15 protein-coding genes are annotated in these 20295 nt (G+C 63.9%); 5 read left to right on the top strand and 10 right to left on the bottom strand.

Going from position 1 to position 20295, the window contains the following annotated elements; genetic code table 11:
* The first annotated feature begins 28 nt into the window (after positions 1-28).
* On the top strand, positions 29-712 hold the full coding sequence (locus tag IVB46_RS25005) for a hypothetical protein (protein ID WP_247307209.1): 684 nt from the start codon (positions 29-31) through the stop codon (positions 710-712).
* 4 nt (positions 713-716) lie between these two features.
* Here the strand turns inward: IVB46_RS25005 and IVB46_RS25000 are convergent, their stop codons facing one another.
* From IVB46_RS25000 to IVB46_RS24960, 9 genes are all read right to left on the bottom strand, one after another.
* Positions 717-1106, bottom strand: coding sequence for a hypothetical protein (locus IVB46_RS25000; protein WP_247307207.1), 390 nt, complete (start codon positions 1104-1106; stop codon positions 717-719).
* 167 nt (positions 1107-1273) lie between these two features.
* Positions 1274-1729, bottom strand: a complete 456-nt coding sequence (locus tag IVB46_RS24995) for a MarR family transcriptional regulator (protein ID WP_063983949.1) — start codon at positions 1727-1729, stop codon at positions 1274-1276.
* Between the two features lie 14 nt (positions 1730-1743).
* The gene (locus IVB46_RS24990; protein ID WP_247307205.1) at positions 1744-2448 is read right to left on the bottom strand and encodes an ABC transporter ATP-binding protein; all 705 of its coding nucleotides are present in this window, start codon (positions 2446-2448) and stop codon (positions 1744-1746) included.
* The gene (locus IVB46_RS24985; protein WP_166352338.1) at positions 2445-3230 is read right to left on the bottom strand and encodes an ABC transporter ATP-binding protein; all 786 of its coding nucleotides are present in this window, start codon (positions 3228-3230) and stop codon (positions 2445-2447) included. Before IVB46_RS24985 ends, IVB46_RS24990 begins: the two co-directional genes overlap by 4 nt.
* Positions 3227-5116, bottom strand: a complete 1890-nt coding sequence (locus IVB46_RS24980; RefSeq protein ID WP_247307202.1) for an ABC transporter permease — start codon at positions 5114-5116, stop codon at positions 3227-3229. Before IVB46_RS24980 ends, IVB46_RS24985 begins: the two co-directional genes overlap by 4 nt.
* A 152-nt stretch (positions 5117-5268) precedes the next feature.
* Positions 5269-6471, bottom strand: a complete 1203-nt coding sequence (locus IVB46_RS24975; RefSeq protein WP_063983953.1) for an ABC transporter substrate-binding protein — start codon at positions 6469-6471, stop codon at positions 5269-5271.
* Between the two features lie 80 nt (positions 6472-6551).
* Positions 6552-7136 (bottom strand): amino acid synthesis family protein, encoded by a 585-nt coding sequence (locus tag IVB46_RS24970; RefSeq protein WP_247307199.1) that lies wholly within the window; start codon positions 7134-7136, stop codon positions 6552-6554.
* A gap of 15 nt (positions 7137-7151) precedes the next feature.
* Positions 7152-8048 carry a UPF0280 family protein gene (locus IVB46_RS24965; RefSeq protein WP_247307181.1) on the bottom strand — a complete coding sequence of 299 codons (897 nt, stop codon included), beginning with the start codon at positions 8046-8048 and terminating at the stop codon, positions 7152-7154.
* A complete protein-coding gene (locus IVB46_RS24960; RefSeq protein ID WP_247307179.1) occupies positions 8045-9502 on the bottom strand; it encodes a 6-hydroxynicotinate reductase in 1458 nt (485 codons plus the stop codon). The genes IVB46_RS24965 and IVB46_RS24960 overlap by 4 nt, the downstream gene beginning before the upstream one ends.
* Before the next feature lie 250 nt (positions 9503-9752).
* Between IVB46_RS24960 and IVB46_RS24955 the strand changes: the two genes are divergently transcribed.
* Together IVB46_RS24955 and IVB46_RS24950 are read left to right on the top strand one after the other, a co-directional pair.
* Positions 9753-10235, top strand: a complete 483-nt coding sequence (locus IVB46_RS24955; protein WP_247307177.1) for a (2Fe-2S)-binding protein — start codon at positions 9753-9755, stop codon at positions 10233-10235.
* A complete protein-coding gene (locus IVB46_RS24950) occupies positions 10235-13762 on the top strand; it encodes a molybdopterin cofactor-binding domain-containing protein (RefSeq protein WP_247307174.1) in 3528 nt (1175 codons plus the stop codon). The genes IVB46_RS24955 and IVB46_RS24950 overlap by 1 nt, the downstream gene beginning before the upstream one ends.
* A gap of 69 nt (positions 13763-13831) precedes the next feature.
* On the opposite strand, the gene IVB46_RS24945 is transcribed toward IVB46_RS24950, so the two are convergent.
* Positions 13832-14800: a catechol 2,3-dioxygenase gene (locus IVB46_RS24945; protein ID WP_247307170.1), complete on the bottom strand. Its 969-nt coding sequence runs from the start codon at positions 14798-14800 to the stop codon at positions 13832-13834.
* Positions 14801-15235: 435 nt separating this feature from the next.
* Here IVB46_RS24945 and IVB46_RS24940 point away from each other — a divergent pair, with 435 nt between their 5' ends.
* Positions 15236-16990: an ATP-binding protein gene (locus IVB46_RS24940; protein WP_162136488.1), complete on the top strand. Its 1755-nt coding sequence runs from the start codon at positions 15236-15238 to the stop codon at positions 16988-16990.
* Positions 16991-17240: 250 nt separating this feature from the next.
* The gene (locus tag IVB46_RS24935) at positions 17241-20135 is read left to right on the top strand and encodes an AAA family ATPase (RefSeq protein WP_247307167.1); all 2895 of its coding nucleotides are present in this window, start codon (positions 17241-17243) and stop codon (positions 20133-20135) included.
* Positions 20136-20295 lie beyond the last annotated feature (160 nt).

Raw genomic sequence — 20295 nt, 5'->3', positions numbered from 1 at the left:
AGTTCATTGCTGGACCATCGAGGGAGACATGAAAAGTTCGCTGCGGATTGCCGCCGGTATCGCCGGTGCGGTGGCAGGCTTCATCGCCACGATCGGGCTGCTCGAGCTGACCGGCTTCGGCAATCGTGCAGACCCGATCACGACGGGGCTGGTCGCCCTGTTCGCCATCGCCCCCATCGGCGCAGTGATCGGCCTGGTGCTCGCCACCAAGCTGGCGACACGCAAGGACGACAATAGCGGCGGCCTCGCACGCAACAGCCTGAAGTCACTCGGCGTCGTCGTCCTGCTCTGCCTCGCCGCCGGTGTCACTTACGCCGTCTACGCGTATACGACCGCCACGCCCTGGCTCAATCCGAACGCCAGCAATCCACTGCTCGTGTTCGAGGTTCGCTTTCCGGCCGGCGTCGTGGTGCCGACGTCACCGCAGGGCATCGCAATCGAATTGCAGACCGACCTCAACACCATGCCGGGCGAAGTGACCCCCGCGGCCTTCTATCGTGATGGTGAGCAGCCCGTCATCGCAGGCGAAGTCGAGCTTGCCTTTAGAACCTCGCACCGGCAGCTCACCGTCAACATCCAGGGCCAGCCGAGCCGGATCTATCCGATCGACTTGACGGCCCGGGCGCCGCATACGCCGGAGTTCGGCACGTGGCGGCGGCTCGCCGATGGCAGCGAAATCCGCTACCGCGCCAAATGGCCGGGGAAGACGTAAGGGATCAGCGCTTCTTTGCGATCTCACAGCGCACGTAGGTCTGGCGCTTGGCCTGGCCGACCGGGCCATTCTCGATCACCAGCCGGCCATCCGCCGCAACGGAGACTCGGGGATTGGAGCGAAACTTTTCGCCCTCGCCTTCGCAGGCAAGCCGCATCTTCCAGCTTTGCTTGCCGTCTGCGGTGATCTCGCTGGCGCGGCAGCGCGTCTCGTACCAATAGAGGCGGTTGCCGCCTTCGATGCTCATTCGGCTGGCGCTGTCCTGATCGCAGCAATCCTTTTTGGTCGACGCCCAGAACCCCTCATAGGTCTGCGCCGCCCAGGCAGGAGCGCATTCGCCCGCCAGCGAAGCACCAAGACCCAAAATCAGTGTGAACCGCGTCGCCGCTCTCATATCGGAAGACCTCGACAAACCCTTCATCGAGGTTAGTCGCCAGTCCCCGCAGCTTGTTCAACTGCCGTAGGGTGGGCAAAGCGTAAGCGTGCCCACCGTTCTTCGCCAAGCCGCAGAGAGGGTGGGCACGGCGCTTACGCGCCTTTGCCCACCCTACGGCGCCTTACTCACCGCAGCTTGTTCAACAGCGCCATCAGCATCTCGCGCTCCCTGGCGTCGAGCGGCGCAAGCGTTTCCCTGGTGATCGCGAGCGCACTCGGCGCGACCTTCTCCGCAAGCTGCTGACCGGCGCGCGTCAGGCTGACCAGCAGCCGCCGCCCGTCCTCGGGGTCCTGGCTGGTCTCGGTGAGCCCGCGCGCCGTCAGCCGATCGATCACGCCCTTGATGGTCGCGACATCCATCGCCGTCAGCCGCCCGAGCTGGTTCTGCGAGCACGGCCCGGTCTCGGCCAGCTTCGACAATGCCGCCCACTGCGTCGGCGTGAGATTGGTGCCGATGTCGCGCGAGAAGATCGAGCTGTGGCGCTGCCAGACCTGACGCAGGATGAAGCCGACCTGCTCGTCGAGCACGTAAGACGATTTTGCCGGTTTGACGCTTTTCTTCGCCGCGACGCTTCTTGCCATCCGCTCCCCGCCCCTTACAACGACAGATGCGCGTCGCGGATATCCGGACGCGCGTCGAGCTCGGCCATGGTGCCGCCGAAGCAGATACGGCCACGCTCGATGATATAGGCGCGATCGGAGATCAGCCGCGCAAAGTGCAAGTTCTGCTCGGACACGACGATGCTGACGCCTTCCTTCTTCATGGTCAGGATGGCATCGACCATCTGCTCCACGATCTTCGGCGACAGGCCTTCCGAGGGCTCGTCGAGCAGCACCAGCGACGGATTGCCCATCAGCGTGCGCGCGATGGTGAGCATCTGCTGCTCGCCACCGCTCATGCGGCCGCCCGGTCGGTTCTTCATCTCACCCAAATTTGGAAACAGCGCGAACAGTTTTTCGCGGGTCCAGTGCGGGGCGTTCGGACGCTTCGGCTGCCGGCCGACCTCGAGATTCTCCTCCACCGTCAAATCAGTGAAGATGCGCCGCTCCTCGGGCACGTAACCAAGCCCGTCGCGCACGATCTCATGCGTCGGGCGCGCCGAGACATCCTTGCCCTCGAACATGATGCGCCCCGAGCGCTGGGCAACGAGCCCGACGATCGAGCGGAACGTCGTCGACTTGCCGGCGCCGTTGCGGCCGAGCAACGCCACCACCTCGCCCTCGCCGACCTCGAAACCGATGTCGAACAGGATATGCGCCGGGCCGTAATGGCTGTTGAGGTCTTGCACCGTGAGCTTCATGCGGAGGCTCCATGCCCGGCATCATAAAGCAGGCCCTCGCCGAGATAGACGGCCTGCACCTGCGGATTGCCGCGCACCTCGGCCGGCGAGCCTTCGGCGATCAGCGTGCCGCGGTTGAGTACGATAATGCGGTCGGCATGTTCGAACACCACGTCCATGTCGTGCTCGGTGAAGAGCACGCCGATCGATTTTTCCCGCGCGATCTGCGCCGTCAGCCGCATCAGATCGACGCGCTCACGCGGCGCCATGCCGGCGGTCGGCTCGTCCATCAGCAGCAGCTTGGGATCGTTGGCAAGCGCCACCGCAAGCTCGAGCCGCTTGAGGTCGCCATAGGCGAGCTCGCCGCAGGGACGATCGGCGTAGCCGCCCATGCCGACGAGCTCGAGCAGCCGGCCCGCCTCTCCGCGGTCGAAATTTGGGGCCGAGCCGAAGAGATTGAACAGCTGCTTGCCATGCGAGATCAGCGCGACCTGCACGTTCTCGCGCACGGTCATCGTCGCGAAGGTCGCGGTGATCTGGAAAGTGCGTCCGACGCCGAGCCGCCAGATCTCGCGCGGCTTCTTGCCGGTGGTCTCCTCGCCCAGCAGGCGGACATGGCCGGTATCAGGCTTGTTCTGGCCGTTGAGCATGTCGAAACAGGTGCTCTTGCCCGCGCCGTTCGGGCCGATCAACGCCAGAATTTCGCCTGATCGCAGCGAGAACGAGACGCCGCGCACGGCGTGGATGCCGCCATAGGATTTGGACAGACCTTCAACCGCGAGAAGTGGGGGTGCGACGCTCATTCGACGGACTCGATCGGCTTGGCGAGCAAGGGAGATCCCGGCGGCGATGTCTTCCTGCGCCGCTGCGCCAGCATCTCCAGCATGCCGACGATGCCCTTCGGGAAGACGACGACGATCAGCACGATGAAGCCGCCGAGCACGAGCTTTGACAGGTCGGTCTGGCTCACCAACCAGATGTTGAGCGCCTTGTAGACGATGGCGCCGATCACCGCGCCCGATACCGTCTCGACGCCGCCGAGCAGCACCATGACGAGTGCGTCGACCGACAGCGAGATACCGAGATTGTCGGGGAAGACGCTGCCCTTGAGGTAGGCGAACAGCGCGCCGCCGATGCCGGCGGTCGTGCCTGCGATCACGAACGCCGTCCACTGGATGCGCTTGGCATTGATGCCGACCGCCTCGCTGCGCAGAGGCGAGTCGCGTGTGGCCCTGAGTGCGTAGCCGAACGGCGAGAATACCATGGCCCGAAGCGCGACCGTCACGAGTGCCGCAACGCCGAGCGCCAACCAATAGAAATGCCCCGGGCTCGCCGCCCAGCTTGACGGCCAGACGCCGAGTATGCCGTTGTCGCCGCCCGTTACACTCACCCACTGGAACGCGATCGACCAGACGATCTGCGCAAACGCAAGCGTCAGCATCGCGAAATAGACGCCGGAAAGCTGCACCGCGAAGAAGCCGAACACGGCCGCGCCCATGCAGCCCAGCAGCGGCCCGAGCAGCAGGCACACGATCATCGGCAACCCTGCCATCTTGGCGAGGAAGGCGACGCCGTAGGCGCCGAGTCCGAAATAGGCGGCATGCCCGAACGACGCGAGCCCGCCGACCGACATCAGGAAATGCAGGCTGACGGCGAAGATCACGAAGATCGCGATCTCCGAACCGACCGTGAGAACATAATTGCCGGCGAACAACGGCAGCGTCGCCGCGATGACGAGCGCGGCAAGCGCCGCGAGCCGCTCGTTCGACGTCAGCGGCCGCCAAGGATTGACGGTGAGGCCTGGTGTCTTGCGCGCGGGCGCCTCGGGCTTGCCGAAGAGACCCCAGGGCCGGACGATCAGCACCACCGCCATCACCAGGAAGACCAGGATGATGGAGATTTTTGGAAAGATCAGGATGCCGAAGGCGTTGAGCTCGGAGACCAGCACCGCCGCGACGAAGGCGCCCACGATACTGCCGAGGCCGCCGATCACGACCACGACGAAGACCTCGACGATGATACGCAGATCCATGGCGTGATGCACGGCATCGCGCGGGATCTGGAGCGCGCCGCCGAGTGCGGCGAGGAAGACGCCGACCGCAAACACGGATGTGAACAGCCATTTCTGGTTGACGCCAAGCGCTGCGACCATGTCGCGGTCCTGCGTCGCCGCGCGCACCAGCACGCCCCAGCGCGTGCGCTGGAACAGCAGCCAGAGAATGCCGAGTACGACCGGGCTGAGCACGATCAGGAACAAATCGTAGCTTGGGATGTTCTGGCCGAAGAAATCGATGGCGCCCTTGAAGCCCGGCGCGCGGCGGCCGACGAGATCGTCGGGGCCCCAGATCAGCACGACGAGATCCTCGACCATCAAGGTCAGGCCGAAGGTCGCAAGCAGCTGGAACAGCTCGGGGGCATGATAGATGCGGCGCAGCAGCACCATCTCGACGATGACGCCGATCAAGGCCACGGCAAACGCGGCGATGACGATCGCGCCCCAGAAGCCGAACGCGCCCGAAAGCCGCTCGGTGAGCGTGAAGGCGATGTAGGCGCCGATCATGTAGAAGGCGCCATGCGCGAAATTCACGATCCGCGTCACGCCGAAGATGATCGACAGGCCCGAGGCCACCAGGAACAGCGACGCTGCGCTGGCGAGACCGGTCAGAAACTGTACGACATAAAAGGCCATCGGCGGTCCGGGTTAAGAATAAGTCTCAGTATGGGGCTTCATCCTTCGAGACGGCGCTACGCGCCTCCTCAGGATGAGGTCCGGGACCCTCATGGTGAGGAGCGCGGCAACGCCGCGCGTCTCGAACCACGAGGCCCCGGTTCCTCTTCACATCAATCCTTCGGACGCAGCTTATCGACTTCGGCGTCGCTCGGCAGATAGTCCGAGCCCTTCTTGTAAGAAGAATCCACCATCACGCCCTTGCCGTCCTTCAGCGCGGTCTTGCCGACATAGGCACCGAGCGTCGACTGGTGGTCGATCTTGCGGAAGGTGATCTCGCCGAACGGCGACGGCATCGACAGCCCCTCCGCCGCTGCGATCAATTTCTCCGGATCGGTCGAGCCGGCCTTCGCAAGGATCGCAGCAGCCGCCTTGATGGTCTGGTAACCGACGATCGAGCCCAGGCGCGGATAATCGTTGTACTTGGCCTGGTAGGCCTTCAGAAACGCGTCATGCTCGGGCGTCTTGATCGAGTACCAGGGATAGCCGGTGACGATCCAGCCCTCCGGCGTCTCGTCCTTGAGCGGATCGAGATATTCAGGCTCGCCGGTCAGGAACGAGACGACCTCGCGCCCCTTGAACAGGCCGCGGGTGTTGCCTTCACGCACGAGCTTCACGAGGTCGGCGCCGAAGGTGACGTTGAGGATCGCTTCGGGATTGGCTGCGGCAACCGCCTGCACCACCGGACCCGCGTCGATCTTGCCCTGCGGCGGCCACTGCTCGTCGACCCACTGGATATCAGGACGCTTCTCCGACATCAGCTTCTTGAACACCGCGACTGCGGACTGGCCGTATTCATAGTTCGGCGCGATGGTCGCCCAGCGCTTGGCCGGCAGCTTGCTGGCTGCTTCCACCAGCATCGCCGCCTGCATGTAGTTGGAGGGGCGCAGACGGAAGGTGTACTTGTTGCCCTTGGACCAGGTGATGGCATCCGTCAGCGGCTCGGCCGCGAGGAAGAACACCTTCTTCTGGTTGGCGAAGTCGCTGACGGCGAGGCCGATATTCGAAAGGAACGTACCCGTCAGCATCGCAACCCCCTCGCTGGAGACGAGCTCGTTGGCCGCGGTCTGCGCATCGGCCGGCTTGCCGCCGTCGTCCTTGGAGACGACGACGAGCTTCTTGCCGTTGATGCCGCCGGCCGCGTTGACCTGTTCGACTGCGAGCTGCCAGCCCTTGCGATAGGGCTCGGTGAACGCCGGCAACAGCGAGTAGCTGTTGATCTCGCCGATCTTGATCTCCTGCGCCACGGCCGAATGAGCCATGCCGCCCGCCAGCAGCGCGAAGGCCGCGCCCACAAAAGTGTTTCTCGCTCGCATCCCAACCTCCAGTTTTGAACTCTCTACGTCTTCAGCGTGATCTTGTCGGAGAAGCTATGCCCGCCTCCCCGGTTCAAACTCTATCTCAAACCGTCTTCGCCTTTCACTTCCGCAACCGTCAGGCCGCCGACGCGCGGCAAGGGGCGGCCGCTATCGGTGACGGCGACCGCGACCATGATCTCGTTGGCGCACGGCGCGTCGTTGATCTGCACCTCCATGCCGTCAAAATGGCTGCGCACGAAGGCCGCGTCCTTGTGACCAAGGGGAATGTCCAGCGTCGTGCCGGGGCCGCTGCGCTTCTTCGACGACGGGATCAGCGCTGCGCCCTTGCTCAGAACCTTGCGCACCGGGGCACCCATCTTCGGATGCAGGATAGCCGCCGCATGCTCCAGCTCGCCGTTCTCGCCGACCGCCGCGGCCTTGCCGTAGCTCTGCGCCTTCGCGCCATCGATGCCGAGCGCCGCCACCGCGCGCTTCGCCAGGAGATCGCCGAGCTCCTCGCCGATGGCGATCAGGGGCGAGAGATCCTCGACATATTTGCCGGCAAAGGGATTTTCGATCACGGCGATCGCCGCGGCACGCCGCGTCGGCGGCGAGACCTGGCGGCCCATTTCCATCTGCGTCTCTTCGACGACGGTGACGATCTTGCGGATGATCGCGCTCATGTTTCGCTTCCCTGTTCAGGCATAGACCGCGTTCTCCAGCATGAGCGGGCGCGTTCGTTGCTCTTCTATATCCTTGGTTCCGATGACAAGCATATCACCACAAAGCTGCAACACGGCACCCTCGATCAATCCGCGATCGAACAATTGCCGTGCACATTCCGCGCCAGATTCCAGCGCGGCCGCGACCTCGCTCTGTGACAATTCACCGACATTGCGGGTGACGAGACGCACGCCGAGGTCGCTGTCGGGCTGAAGCTCGTTCGCAGGCTTTCTGATGATGACGGGATGCCCGGGCAGATCGACGGCATTGGCGATGACCGTCGCGGCCGCATCGGCCTGCGATGCGGTGGCAGCCAGCACCGTGACCGCGTCGGCAATGCCGAGCGAAAAGCTGCGGCCATGACGCCCGCTGGTCGCAATGCCTCGCGCGGGATCACCTGAGTAGACCCTCATCTTGCGCAGCACGCCGTCACGATCAGGCCGATCCATCAGGCCGACCGAAAAATGCTCGCCCTCGCCGAGATGCAGCGCGATATCGCCGCCATTGTTGACATAGGCCTGATCGAGCGCCGCAGCGCCCAGCATGGCGCCAAGAATCTCCTCCGCCACGCTGCCGGCAACCGCGGCCATCGGCGTAATGAAGCAATCGGCGGCATAGGGTGCGACAGCAGCGTGCATCCGACGCGCCACCACGCCTTTTAGCGAAGTCTGCTTCTCAGCAGCCGTCCGCAGTTCCAGAAGTTCGGCGCAGAGTTCGTCGAGCAGTCCGGTGAATCGCTGCGTCGCCGCCTCATAGGCCGCACGCACTGCGTCCGCGCGCCCCCTCGCCTCCACGATCAGATCAATCGGTCCATCCTGCAAATGCAGCCGCCGGCCACCAGACAGCAATGCGATTTGCGGGAGCCTGGTCATGCCCGGCGTCCCGGAATCGGGTTCTGCCAGGGCAACTGGCGAACATCTTCGCCGTTCTGCACCTCGGAGAGCGGTTTGACGTAATCCATGTGCCCGCCGAGCGCGGCGTAGTCCGACAGCTTCATCGTGAACTCGATCGGCGCGACCAGCGCCGGTGTCGGAACGTAGCCGAACGCGCCTGCAGGCATCTGTGTCACGTCGACCATGTAGGTGATGCCGCCGCCCGGCCAGACATAAACAGGCGCGCCGCCGCTGGTGACGCGCGTCAGCGCGTCCTTCACCGAACGCGTCAGCCGTACCGGATTGTCGGTGACGCCAGCGCGCAAGGAGCCGCCGGCCCCCGCCATGAACAACACCGTGCACAGCGCCGGCTCGCAATTCTCCTGGATGCGCTCGACCGAGAACTTCAGGTCATCAGGCATCTCGGTCTCGACCGGCTTCAGGGCTTCGTCGAGCACGTAGTAAGACGAATGCTCGCCGGTCGTGGAGACCATCAGCATGGTCAGACCAGCCTTGGCTTCCTTGGCATCGAACGGCCCGAGAATCGCCAGCGGATCGGAGATGTTGGTGCCGCCCCAGCCCGTGCCGGGATCGGCGACCTGGAAATAGCGGCCCGGCGTCGAGCGGCGGCCCTTCATCTTGATGCCGGTGTCGGCGATGTCGAGCAGCTTGCCGGCCTGATGCTCAGAGAGCACGCCGGTGATGTGGTCGTCGACGACGACGACCTCGTCGACCTTGCCGTGCCATTGCTTGGCGAACATGCCGATCGTCGCCGAGCCGCAGCCGACGCGCATGCGCTCTTCTTTCATACCGTTGACGATCGGCGGCTGGCCGGCCTGCACCACCACGCTGGCGCCGCCGTCGATGGTCAACTCGACCGCCTTGCAATTGGCGAGATCCATCAGCGTGTCACAGGTGACGCGGCCCTCTTTCTTGGAGCCGCCGGTGAGATGATGCACGCCGCCGAGCGACAGCATCTGCGACCCATATTCGCTGGTCGTGACGTGGCCGACCGCCTCGCCTTGCGCGCGGACGGTCGCGGTTTCCGGGCCGAGATAGCGGTCGGTGTCGATCTTCACCTTGATGCCGCAATAGGAGAAGATGCCCTCGGTGACGACAGTCACCATGTCGACGCCATCGATCTCGGACGAGACGATAAACGGCGCCGGCTTGTAGTCGGGATAGGTCGTGCCCGCACCGATCGCCGTCACAAAGGTTGAGGGCTCGTGGACGATCTTGCCGTCCCAGTCTTCGGTGCGGCTGAACGGAACGAGCTTGCCGCCATGCGAGACGGTGCGTTCCAGGATCACGTGCGGGTCGACGCGGACGAGCTTGCCATCGTGATTGGCATAGCGATCGCAGGCGCCCGCCGCGCCCGGCTTGATGTAGCACATCACCGGACAGGCATCGCAACGGATCTTGTCGATGGCGGCGCTCGTCGTTTCAGTCACCATGTCCAAAGCCAGCCGACTGCAGTTATCATTCGTATACGAACGATGTTGCGCGCCCTCCCGAAGGCTGTCAAGCGGCGGTGCGGCGCAAAAGATGCGGCTGCCGCATAAAACCCCATTTGCCTATCCGCTCTGTCCACAAAGAAGGCAGTCGCGCTGCAGTGCGGCATGCGCGGCTTGCACGTTTGTGTACAAACGGTATCGTCGCGACGTAGGTTTTGACGAGCAATTGGCCACGGGCTTGGGAACGAGGATGACGCAGACACCGATCCGCCTCACCGTGAACGGCAGGATCCACGAGATCACGGCAGCGCCGCAGACGCCGCTGCTCTATGTGCTGCGCAACGATCTCGCGCTCAACGGTCCGAAATATGGCTGCGGCCTAGGCGAATGCGGCACCTGCACTGTCCTGATCGACGAGCAGGCCGCGCGCTCCTGCGTGATTCCCGTGAGCGGCTGCGCAGGCCGCGACATCCTGACGCTCGAAGGGCTCGGCACGCGCGACAAGCCGGATGTGGTGCAGCAGGCCTTCATCGACGAGCAGGCCGCGCAATGCGGCTATTGCCTCAACGGCATGATCATGACCACCAAGGCGTTGCTCGCGATCAACCCGCGGCCGACCGAGCAGGAGGCGCTCGCGGCGCTGCGCTACAATCTCTGCCGCTGCGGCACGCATGTCGAGATCCTGCGCGCCGTGATGCGCGCATCCGGCCAGATCACTGAGGCCGTTGATTGATGGCCTCCCCTCTTTCGAACGGAGCTGAGCGGCAATCGGGTTCGCTCGTCGTCGTCCGCACCGTGGACGAAGTCACGTCCGAAACCTTCGTCCGCATCACCGCGGATGGATCGGTCTCGGCCTATAACGGCCATGTCGATCTCGGCACCGGGATCCGCACCGCACTCGGCCAGATCGTCGCCGAAGAGCTGGATGTGTCCTTTGCGCGCGTCGTCGTGGTGCTCGGCGACACCGCCGTGGTGCCGAACCAGGGCGCGACGATCGCCAGCGAAACCATCCAGATCACCGCCGTCCCCCTGCGCAAGGCCGCAGCCCAGGCGCGGCACTTTCTGATCGCGCGCGCAGCCGAGCGGCTGGAGTTGCCGGCCAGCGACCTCAAGATCGAAGACGGCCTCGTCCGCGGGCACAACCGCAGCGTCAGCTATGGCGAACTGATCGGCGGCGAGACCATTCGCCTCGAGCTTGCCGACGACGTCGCGCTCAAGCCCGTTGGCGACTACGCCATCGTCGGCCAGTCGACGCCCCGCGTCGACCTGCCCGCCAAGGCGACCGGCGAGCTGACCTTCGTGCACGACATTAGGGTGCCCGGCATGCTGCACGGCCGCGTGGTGCGCCCGCCCTATGCCGGCGTCGATGCCGGTCCGTTCGTCGGCACCAGCCTGATCGCGGTGGATGAGTCCTCGGTACGCGACATTCCCGGCATCATTGCCGTCGTGCGTATCGGCGATTTCGTCGGCGTGGTCGCCGAGCGCGAGGAGAACGCGATCCGCGCGGCGGAGCAGCTGGCGGTGCGCTGGAAGCCGACGCCTGGTCTGACCGATCTCGCCGACGTCGAGACCGCGCTCCGCGCCCATCCATCGACGCCGCGCACGCTGATCGACAAGGGCGATGTCGATGCGGCGATATCAGGCGCGGCCAAGCCGATGCAGCGCACTTATGTGTGGCCGTACCAGATGCATGCGTCGATCGGCCCCTCTTGCGCGGTCGCCGACGTCCAGGACGGCAACATCCGTGTCTGGTCGGGCACGCAGAACCCGCACGTGCTGCGCAGCGATCTGGCGCTCCTGCTCGAGCGTCCCGAGAGCGAGATCGAGGTGATCCGCCTGGAGGCCGCCGGCTGCTACGGCCGCAACTGCGCCGATGACGTCACCGCGGACGCGCTGCTGCTGTCGCGCGCCGTCGGCCGCCCCGTACGCGTGCAGCTGACGCGCGAGCAGGAGCACGCCTGGGAGCCCAAGGGCACAGCGCAGCTCATCGACGTCAATGGCGGGCTCGACGCGGACGGCGGCGTCGCCGGCTACGACCTCGCCACGCGCTACCCTTCCAACGCTGCGCCGACATTGGCGCTGCTGTTGACGGGGCGAATCTCGCCGGTGGCCGATGTGCTCCAGATGGGCGACCGCACCGCGATTCCGCCTTACGACTACGACCACATGCGCGTCGTCGCCCACGACATGGCGCCGATCGTGCGCGCGTCCTGGTTTCGCGGTGTCTCGGCCCTACCGAACACTTTCGCGCATGAATCCTATATCGACGAGGCCGCGACCGAGGCCGGTGTCGATCCGATCGAATACCGCCTGCGCTACCTGAAGGACCAGCGCGCCATCGATCTCGTCAACGCGGTGGCCGAGCGCGCGGGCTGGACGCCACGCCCCGTGCGCGAGGAGAAAGACGGCGAGATCGTGCACGGGCGCGGATTTGCCTATGCGCTCTATGTCCACAGCAAGTTTCCCGGCTATGGCGCGGCGTGGTCGGCCTGGGTCGCCGATGTCGCCGTGAACAAGTCCACCGGCGATGTCAGCGTCACGCGCGTCGTCGCCGGGCAGGACTCCGGCCTGATGATCAATCCGGACGGCGTGCGCCACCAGATCCACGGCAACGTCATCCAGTCCACCAGCCGCGCGCTGATGGAGGAGGTCTCGTTCGAGCGCGGCGCGGTGGCGGCGCGCGAATGGGGCGCCTATCCGATCATCCCGTTCCCCGACGTGCCCAAGATCGACGTGCTGATGTTGCCGCGTCAGGACCAGCCGCCGCTCGGCGTCGGCGAGTCCGCCTCGGTGCCGAGCGCAGCCGCGATCGCCAACGCGATCTTTGATGCCACCGGTGTGCGCTTTCGCGAGCCGCCGTTCACGCCGGAACGCATCCTGAAGGGATTGCACGGTGAGGCATCGCCCGTGCCGCAAGCCCTGCCCGCACCCGCTGCGCCAAAATCGTCCGGCATCTGGGATAATCCCTTCGCCAAGCGCGCCGGCATCTTCGCGACGATCGCAGCCGTCTGCACCGCCGCGATCGGCATCGGCGCAGCATTCTTGCCCGGGCGCGCCATCGCGCCGATCGCACGTCCCGATCCATCGGTCTATTCCGCCGCGACGATCGCGCGCGGAGAGCAGCTTGCAGCACTCGGCAATTGCGCGGAGTGCCACACCAGCCTCAATGGCGTGCTCAACGCCGGCGGCCGCGCACTTCAGACGCCGTTCGGCACGATCTACTCAACCAACATCACGCCCGACGTCGAGACCGGCATCGGCGCCTGGTCCTATCCCGCCTTCGAGCGCGCGATGCGCGACGGGCTGCACCGCGACGGACGGCAGCTCTACCCCGCCTTCCCCTACACCCATTTCGCCAAGACCAGCGACGCCGACATGCAGGCGCTCTACGCCTACCTGATGACCCAGCCTTCGGTGCGCGCCACGGCGCCGGCGAATGCGCTCGCCTTCCCGTTCAACCTCCGCCCGCTGCTTGCGGGCTGGAATGCCCTGTTCCACAGGACGAGCGAATTCAAGCCCGATCCCGCCAAATCCGAGCCGTGGAATCGCGGCGCCTATCTCGTCGAGAGCCTCGGCCATTGCAGCGGGTGTCATTCGCCGCGCAACGCACTCGGCGCGGAGCAAAGTGAGGCCTATCTCGCCGGCGGCTTTGCCGAGGGCTGGGAGGCGCCGGCACTGACCTCGCTCTCACGCGCACCGATCCCGTGGAGCGAGGACGAGCTGTTCGCCTATTTGCGCACCGGCCATTCGCGCTATCACGGCGTCGCGGCCGGCCCGATGGCGCCGATCATCAGAGACCTCAAGGCCCTGCCCGACCCCGACATCCGCGCGATGGCGGTCTATCTCAACTCGTTCAACGACACCGCGATCGATGCGCAGGGCCAGGATGCACTTGCCGCAAAGCTTGAAAGCTCAACGCAGGTCACGGTGGCACCCTCCACCGGCGCGCGGCTCTATCAGGGCGCGTGCGCCGTCTGCCACGAGGTCGGCGGCCTGCCGCTGTTCGGAACTCGGCCCTCGCTCGCGCTCAACAGCAATCTGCACAGCGCGACATCGGACAATCTCGTGCAGGTCGTCCTGCACGGGGTCAATGAGCCCGTCTCCAGCGAACTCGGCTACATGCCCGCCTTCAAGAACAGCATGAGCGACGCGCAGGTCGAAGAACTCGTCACCTTCCTGCGCAAGCAGTTCGCACCGGACAAGCCCGCCTGGACCGGCGTCAGCGAGACGATCGCGCGGGTGCGCACCTCAACGCATTGATCTTTGGAGCATGACCCAATCGGAAAACCGCTTCACGCTTTGCGCTAACGCGACCCTTCGGGTCCGGGTCTAGCCGTGCTTCTTCGCGTCCACCGGCGGTGTGCCGTGGGTGTGGAACGACTCGATCGTCTTCAATCCCCACGCCTGCCCCTTCTTGCGCTCCTCCTCGGTCCACACGATCGGCTTCCAGTCGGGGGCGAGGATGAGGCGCGCGCCGGCGTTGGCGACTTCGACGCGGTTGCCGCCGGGCTCGTAGACATAGAGAAAAAAGGTCTGCTGGATCGCGTGCTTGTGCGGGCCAGTCTCGATGTGCACGCCGTTCTCCAGGAAGATATCGGCGGCACGAAGAATCTCCTCGCGGCTGTCGAGCGCGTAGGTGACGTGGTGGAAGCGGCCGGGCGTGCCGGAGTGGTCGAGCGAATAGGCGAAGTCGTAGCTCTTGTTCGACATCGTCAGCCACATTGCCGCTTCCCGCCCATCGTTGAGCACGATCTGCTCGGTGAGGCGGCAGCCGAGATAGTTTTCGAAGAACTCGCGGTTGGCCTTGATGTCGACGGCGAGACAGTTGAGGTGGTCGAGACGGCGAACATTGACGCCGCGCGCAGGGAAACGTTGCGCCTGGTTCTTCAGCGCAGGTCTAAGCTCCGGCGGCGCCTGGTACCATTCGGTCTCGTAATAGAGCTCGACGATATGGCCATCGGGATCGCGGCAGCGGAAGGTCGGCCCCTGCCCCATGTCGCCGTCGATCCAGCCGATGTCGAAGCCGGAGCCTTTGAGCGCGGCGACGCGGCGCTCCAGCGCCTGCTGGCTGCGCGCGCGCAGCGCCATATGCTCCATGCCTGATGTCTTCGACGCCGTCAGCTTGAGCGAATAGCGCTCGTAATCGTCCCAGCCGCGCAGGTAAACCGACTCGCCCTTCTGCCCGCTGACGGTCATGCCCATGACGTCGACGAAGAATTTCAGGCTCTCGTCGGGCTTCGGCGTCAGCAGCTCCATGTGGCCGAGATGAGCAAGATCGAGGATTGGTTCGGGCTGCATGCTTTCCTCCAAGACTTGGGCTTTAAGGCGTGGCTGCGATCCGCCGGACCGGATCGCGCAATCGGACGCAAGGCTGCAAACGCGCTCAAGTGTCCGGGGGCGGCATCCAGGCCGCAGGTTCATTTGTACTAATGTACAAATGATTAGGTCCCGTCAACAAATCAAAACATCGCCGCCCGGATCGAATGACGCGCCAGCCGGGATGACCTCCATCCCCGAACGGCGGACCGACTGGCCGAATGGTAAAATCTTCCTTAAGCGCTGTCGGGCCTATCGGCCTAGAAAAGCGGCATTCCCCTACCGATTCCGCCCGCAAGTATGCATTAGGAGCAAATCTCTCAACCGAATTGTCGCAGATTTAACAAAGCCCCCGCGCCTGCCGTTTAACCGTTTGTCCAGCCGCGGCACGCATAGTCAGGGTTAAACCCCTTGCTCATGCCAGGTTCATTCATCGTGACATCCTTTGGACGCGTGATTTCGGTACGCGGGTCGCTCGCCCGGGTCGGGCTGCTGGCGGCAAGCCAGATGCCGGTCTCGGAAATTCGGGCCACCGTCGGCCGTTTCGTCAGCATCCGCTGCGCCAGCTCGGTGATCGTCGCCATGATCACCGAGGTGTCCTGCGAGAACCTCTCGAGCTCCGACTACATCGCCATCGCGTCGGTCGACCTGCTCGGCGAAATCCACAATGCCGCCGACAAGGCCAAGTTCCAGCGCGGCGTCACCAACTATCCGACCATCGGCGATTCCGTCGACCTGATCACGAGCCAGGAGCTGCGCACGATCTACGCGCCGACCGGATCGGACCAGATCAATGTCGGCTTCCTCCAGCAGGACCGCTCCGTCGTCGCCTATGTCGACGTCGAGGAAATGCTCTCCAAGCATTTCGCGGTGCTGGGATCGACCGGCGTCGGCAAATCCACCGGCGTGTCGCTGCTGCTCAACGAGATCCTGAAATCACGCCCGAACCTGCGCATCTTCCTGCTCGACGTGCACAACGAATATGGCCGCTGCTTCGGTGATCGCGCGCTGGTGCTCAACCCGCGGAACCTGAAGCTGCCGTTCTGGCTGTTCAACTTCGAGGAAATCGTCGACGTGCTGTTCGGCGGCCGCGCCGGCGTGCCCGAGGAGCTTGACGTCCTCGCCGAGGTGATCCCGATCGCCAAGGGCATCTACACCCAGTATCAGAACACCGATCGGCTCGGCCTGAAGCGCATCGATCCCAAGCAGGTCGGCTTCACCGTCGACACGCCGGTACCATACCGTCTGGTCGATCTGATCTCGCTGATCGACGAGCGCATGGGCAAGCTGGAAAACCGCTCTTCGCGCATCATCTATCACAAGCTGATCTCGCGCATCGAGGCCGTCCGCAACGACCCGCGCTACGCCTTCATGTTCGACAACGCCAATGTCGGCGGCGACACCATGGCCGAGGTGATCAGCCATCTGTTCCGCCTGCCCGCCAACGGCAAGCCGATGACGGTGATGCAGCTCGCCGGCTTCCCGGCCGAGGTCATCGATTCCGTCGTCTCGGTGCTGTGCCGCATGGCCTTCGACTTCGGCCTGTGGAGCGACGGCGTGTCGCCGATGCTGTTCGTCTGCGAAGAGGCGCACCGCTACGCCTCCGCCGACCGCAATGTCGGCTTCGGGCCGACCCGCAAGGCGGTGTCGCGCATCGCCAAGGAAGGCCGCAAATACGGCGTCTATCTCGGCCTCATCACCCAACGTCCGGCCGAGCTCGACGCCACCATCATCTCCCAGTGCAACACGCTGTTCACGATGCGTCTGGCCAACGAGCGCGACCAGGCGCTGTTGCGCGCCGCGGTGTCGGATGCCGCCGCGAACCTGCTGTCCTTCGTGCCATCGCTCGGCACCCGCGAGGTGCTGGCGTTCGGCGAAGGCGTTGCGCTGCCGACCCGCCTGCGCTTCAAGGAGGTGCCGCCGCACCAATTGCCGCGCGGCGAAGCCACCATCTCAAGCGTGCCGTCGGTCACCTCCGGTCACGACATGCATTTCGTCGGCGCCGTGCTCGAGCGCTGGCGCGGCGCTACCTCGCAGCGCGACGTGCCGAACGACCCGGTGTTTTCGCAGCCGCCCGCGAAGACGCTCGCGACCGCCGAAGCGCCGATGCTGCAGCCCTCGATGGGGCTGGACCCGGATCGCTTCTCGCTGCTGAAGAAGCCGCTGCGGTAAGGAACGGACACCGCTTCGGCAAATTCCGCTGTCATGCCCCGGCATGACCGGAGCATCCAGTACGCCGCGGCCCCTCGATTCAATCACGATCGCCTCTGGAATTTCCCGAACAGCGGACAGTCGTGAAAGACGGGGAATGCCCCCGGATATCGCGGCTCAAGGCCGCGTCTCGCGGATAGCCCAAGGCTTGTCCTTCGTGCTACCCTTGCCTTTTAGAGCCGGTTTGAGCACGCGGGGCGCGAGGATGTCCGTGGGCGGTGCCAATATTGCGGATCGTAACATCATAACGGTGCTCGCCGTCGACATGGTGGGTTCAACTCGCCACATCGCGGCTTGCGATCCCGATGAAGCTCAAGCGTTTTTGGACCAGTGGCTGGATCACATCCGCAACTCCGTGGAGCGCCTCGGGGGACAGATTGTCCACTATGCGGGAGACGGTGGCATTGCCATATTCGGCTGGCCAACCGCATATGAGGATCATGCGGATCGTGCGTGCATCGCAGCCTGGGACATTCAGAGTCATAGCCAGTCGTCCGGCCCCAGGGGAGATCCGGTCAATTTTCGCGTCGGACTTCACTCCGGCCTGGTCGGCTTACGCATAGGCGGCAAAAATGCCATCGCCCGTTTCGACGTTGCCGGAGCGACTGTGCACGTTGCTGCCAAGCTGCAGCAGGAAGCAGCGGCAGGCGAGATCAGGGTTAGCGCCGAAACCGCAAAGCTGTGCCGATCGCCACTCGGCCTTACGGCGCACAAGACGACTTCGGGAATCGCCGATCGGGTCATCGAGGCCTACACGCTAAATGCCCGGCCGGACGATGTCGATCACAACGAAATCGCCAGCCGCTATCAAAATCCGATCGTGAATCGGGTCGACGAACTTGCGGCGCTTCGGGAGCTACTCCCGCGCCCGGGCGCCAAAAGCTGCTCCGTCACGCTGCTGGGCGAACCAGGTATCGGTAAGAGCCGCCTTGCGACAGCCGTAATGACCGAGGCACTGACATCCGACGTGCGATGCTGCGTCTTTTATGGCGGCGTACAGAAACGTGCCACCGCATTCGCCGCCGCCCGCACCTTGGTGGGCGACATGCTCGCTGCAAACAGCTCATCTTCGGATGCACATATTCGTGAGGCTCTCGCGGAACTGCACATCGAGGCAGCCGATCGCAGAAAGCTCGAAGCCCTATTCATCGCCGGAAAAGCGTCCTCTCGCCAACGATTGACCGACAATACGCAAACGCAAATTGCACGTGCACTTGTCAATGCCTTCCTCGCATTGGCGCTTGATAGACCAACTCTCTTGCTGATCGAAGACCTCCAGTGGATCGATCCGGAAAGCCGCCATTTCCTGAAATTACTCGCGCGCGCAAGTACCCCAAAGCCGCTTTGCATATTGCTGACCGGACGTCCGGAATCATCAGACCAGTCCATGGAGATTGCGGACTCGCTCATTCATCTACAACCGCTGTCGCGGGCCTGCATGGAGGCTTTGGGACGCCAATTGTGGCCGAAAACGCGATCCCCGACCGTGTTTGCGAGAGCAATCGATCGCGCCGACGGCGTCCCCTTCGTATTGGAAGAGTTCCTGCGTTCGGCGGACGCGACGAACGCAACGAGCGAACATTCGCTACCTCAGAGCGTCGAGTCCGTGATTCATGCGCGGCTGCAACGGCTTTCTCCGAAGTTGAAGGCATTCGTGCAGACGCTCAGCCTGCTGGGAGACGAGGTCGAAATCCAATTGGCTACGACGGTGCTCGGCGTGGACGTAGGCGAGCTGCTGACTGCGTTGTTCGAGCTTGCCCGATTTGCTTTTGTCCATCCGCTTGCGGGTAACTCCGTGCGTTTCCGGCATCAGATCATCGCCGAGGCCTGTGCAAACACGATACCGCGCGGCCGGCGTCTGGAAATCCACCAGGCCGCTGTCCAGGCGATCATTCGGCGTTACCCGAATCTGGATGGTCGTTACGAACAGTTGGCCTTTCATGCAGAGGAAGCCGGAGATGCTGATGCTGCACTTGGCTATCTCTGGGACGCCGCCGTCGAAGCGCGCCGGAACGCCGCAGCCTCATCGCTCAGTTTGATATACGACCGGGCGATCAAGCTCATCGAGCGTCTTGGGGAAGCCGCCGAAGAAAAGTATGTCGACTTCGGTCGAATGAGCTTCGCTTCGATGCTGCAACTCGGCGAATTCAAAAAAGTAAATATGCATTTGCCACGAACGTTGGAGCTGGCGCGGCGCCAAGGCAGGATTGCTCACGTGTGCAGCGTCCAGTCGCAACTCGGGATGGTCTACTGGTTTGAGGGCCGGTATGAAGAAGGGCTGCAAATAACGAGCGAGGGATTGAGAACGGCTCGAGCGCTGAAGTCGACCGCACTCATATTTTCAAATCAGACCATCATGGCAAATGTGTTGCACAGCATGGGCCACGTCCATCGCGCGATTGCGGCGATGGACGAACTGAATGAAATGCTCACAGGAGAACTCGAGACTGCCCGTCTCGGGACACCGGCCGGTCCAAAATGCACGGTTTTGGCATTCAGGAGCTGGTTCATGAATGCAACAGGTCAATATGCGGAGGCGCTCGGATTTGCATTGCGTGCATTGGAGATCGCAGTTCGTGAACAGGATACATATGGGCAAGTGCTCGCCCGCATTACGATGGGGCGAAATCTCCTCATGCTCCATCGAAATGACCAGGCTGTGGAATGCCTGTCGATTGCAAGGGAGATCGTCGAACGTAACGGCTACGATGCCAGCAAGGCCAACCTGACCGGAGCAATGGCGACCGCTCTGGCACGAACAGGCCAGGCACGTCAGGCCGTCGACCTGATAGACGCTTGTATGGAGAGCGGCACGCATCTGCGGACAGGCCAGATCGAGCTCTGCCTTCTCTATACGGGTTACGCTGAGGCTCTCGTTCGGGACGGGAAATCCGAACGTGGCCTGAGCGCCTTGGATGACGCTCTTTCCATCGCCAGGACCATCAGGAATCAATGGCTGATTGTCGAATGTCTTGGCTTGAGGGCGCGACTGCTCGCCGAGGCGAAGCCCGGCACCGCCCGCGTCGTTGAGGATCTCGCCGAGATGCACGCGATTTGCGATCAGTTTGGCATTGTTGCCTGGGACGGATCCCGGCTCGCGGTTTAGCAAGGCCGCTCGTGTCGAGACACACCAGTTCACCGGGCCCGTTTCGTGGGCTCGCCGCGCTTCAACGGGCGTGGCATGCAATCCGGGGCTCCGACCCGGACCAACGACCTTGACGGGACTTTGCCAAGAAGTACAATCTCGAGCATCGGACGGCTATTTC

The sequence above is a fragment of the Bradyrhizobium sp. 61 genome (assembly GCF_023073075.1).
GTDB lineage: Bacteria > Pseudomonadota > Alphaproteobacteria > Rhizobiales > Xanthobacteraceae > Bradyrhizobium > Bradyrhizobium barranii.
Note: the sequence above shows the minus strand (reverse complement) of the source record. Positions and strands in the feature narration are given on the sequence as shown.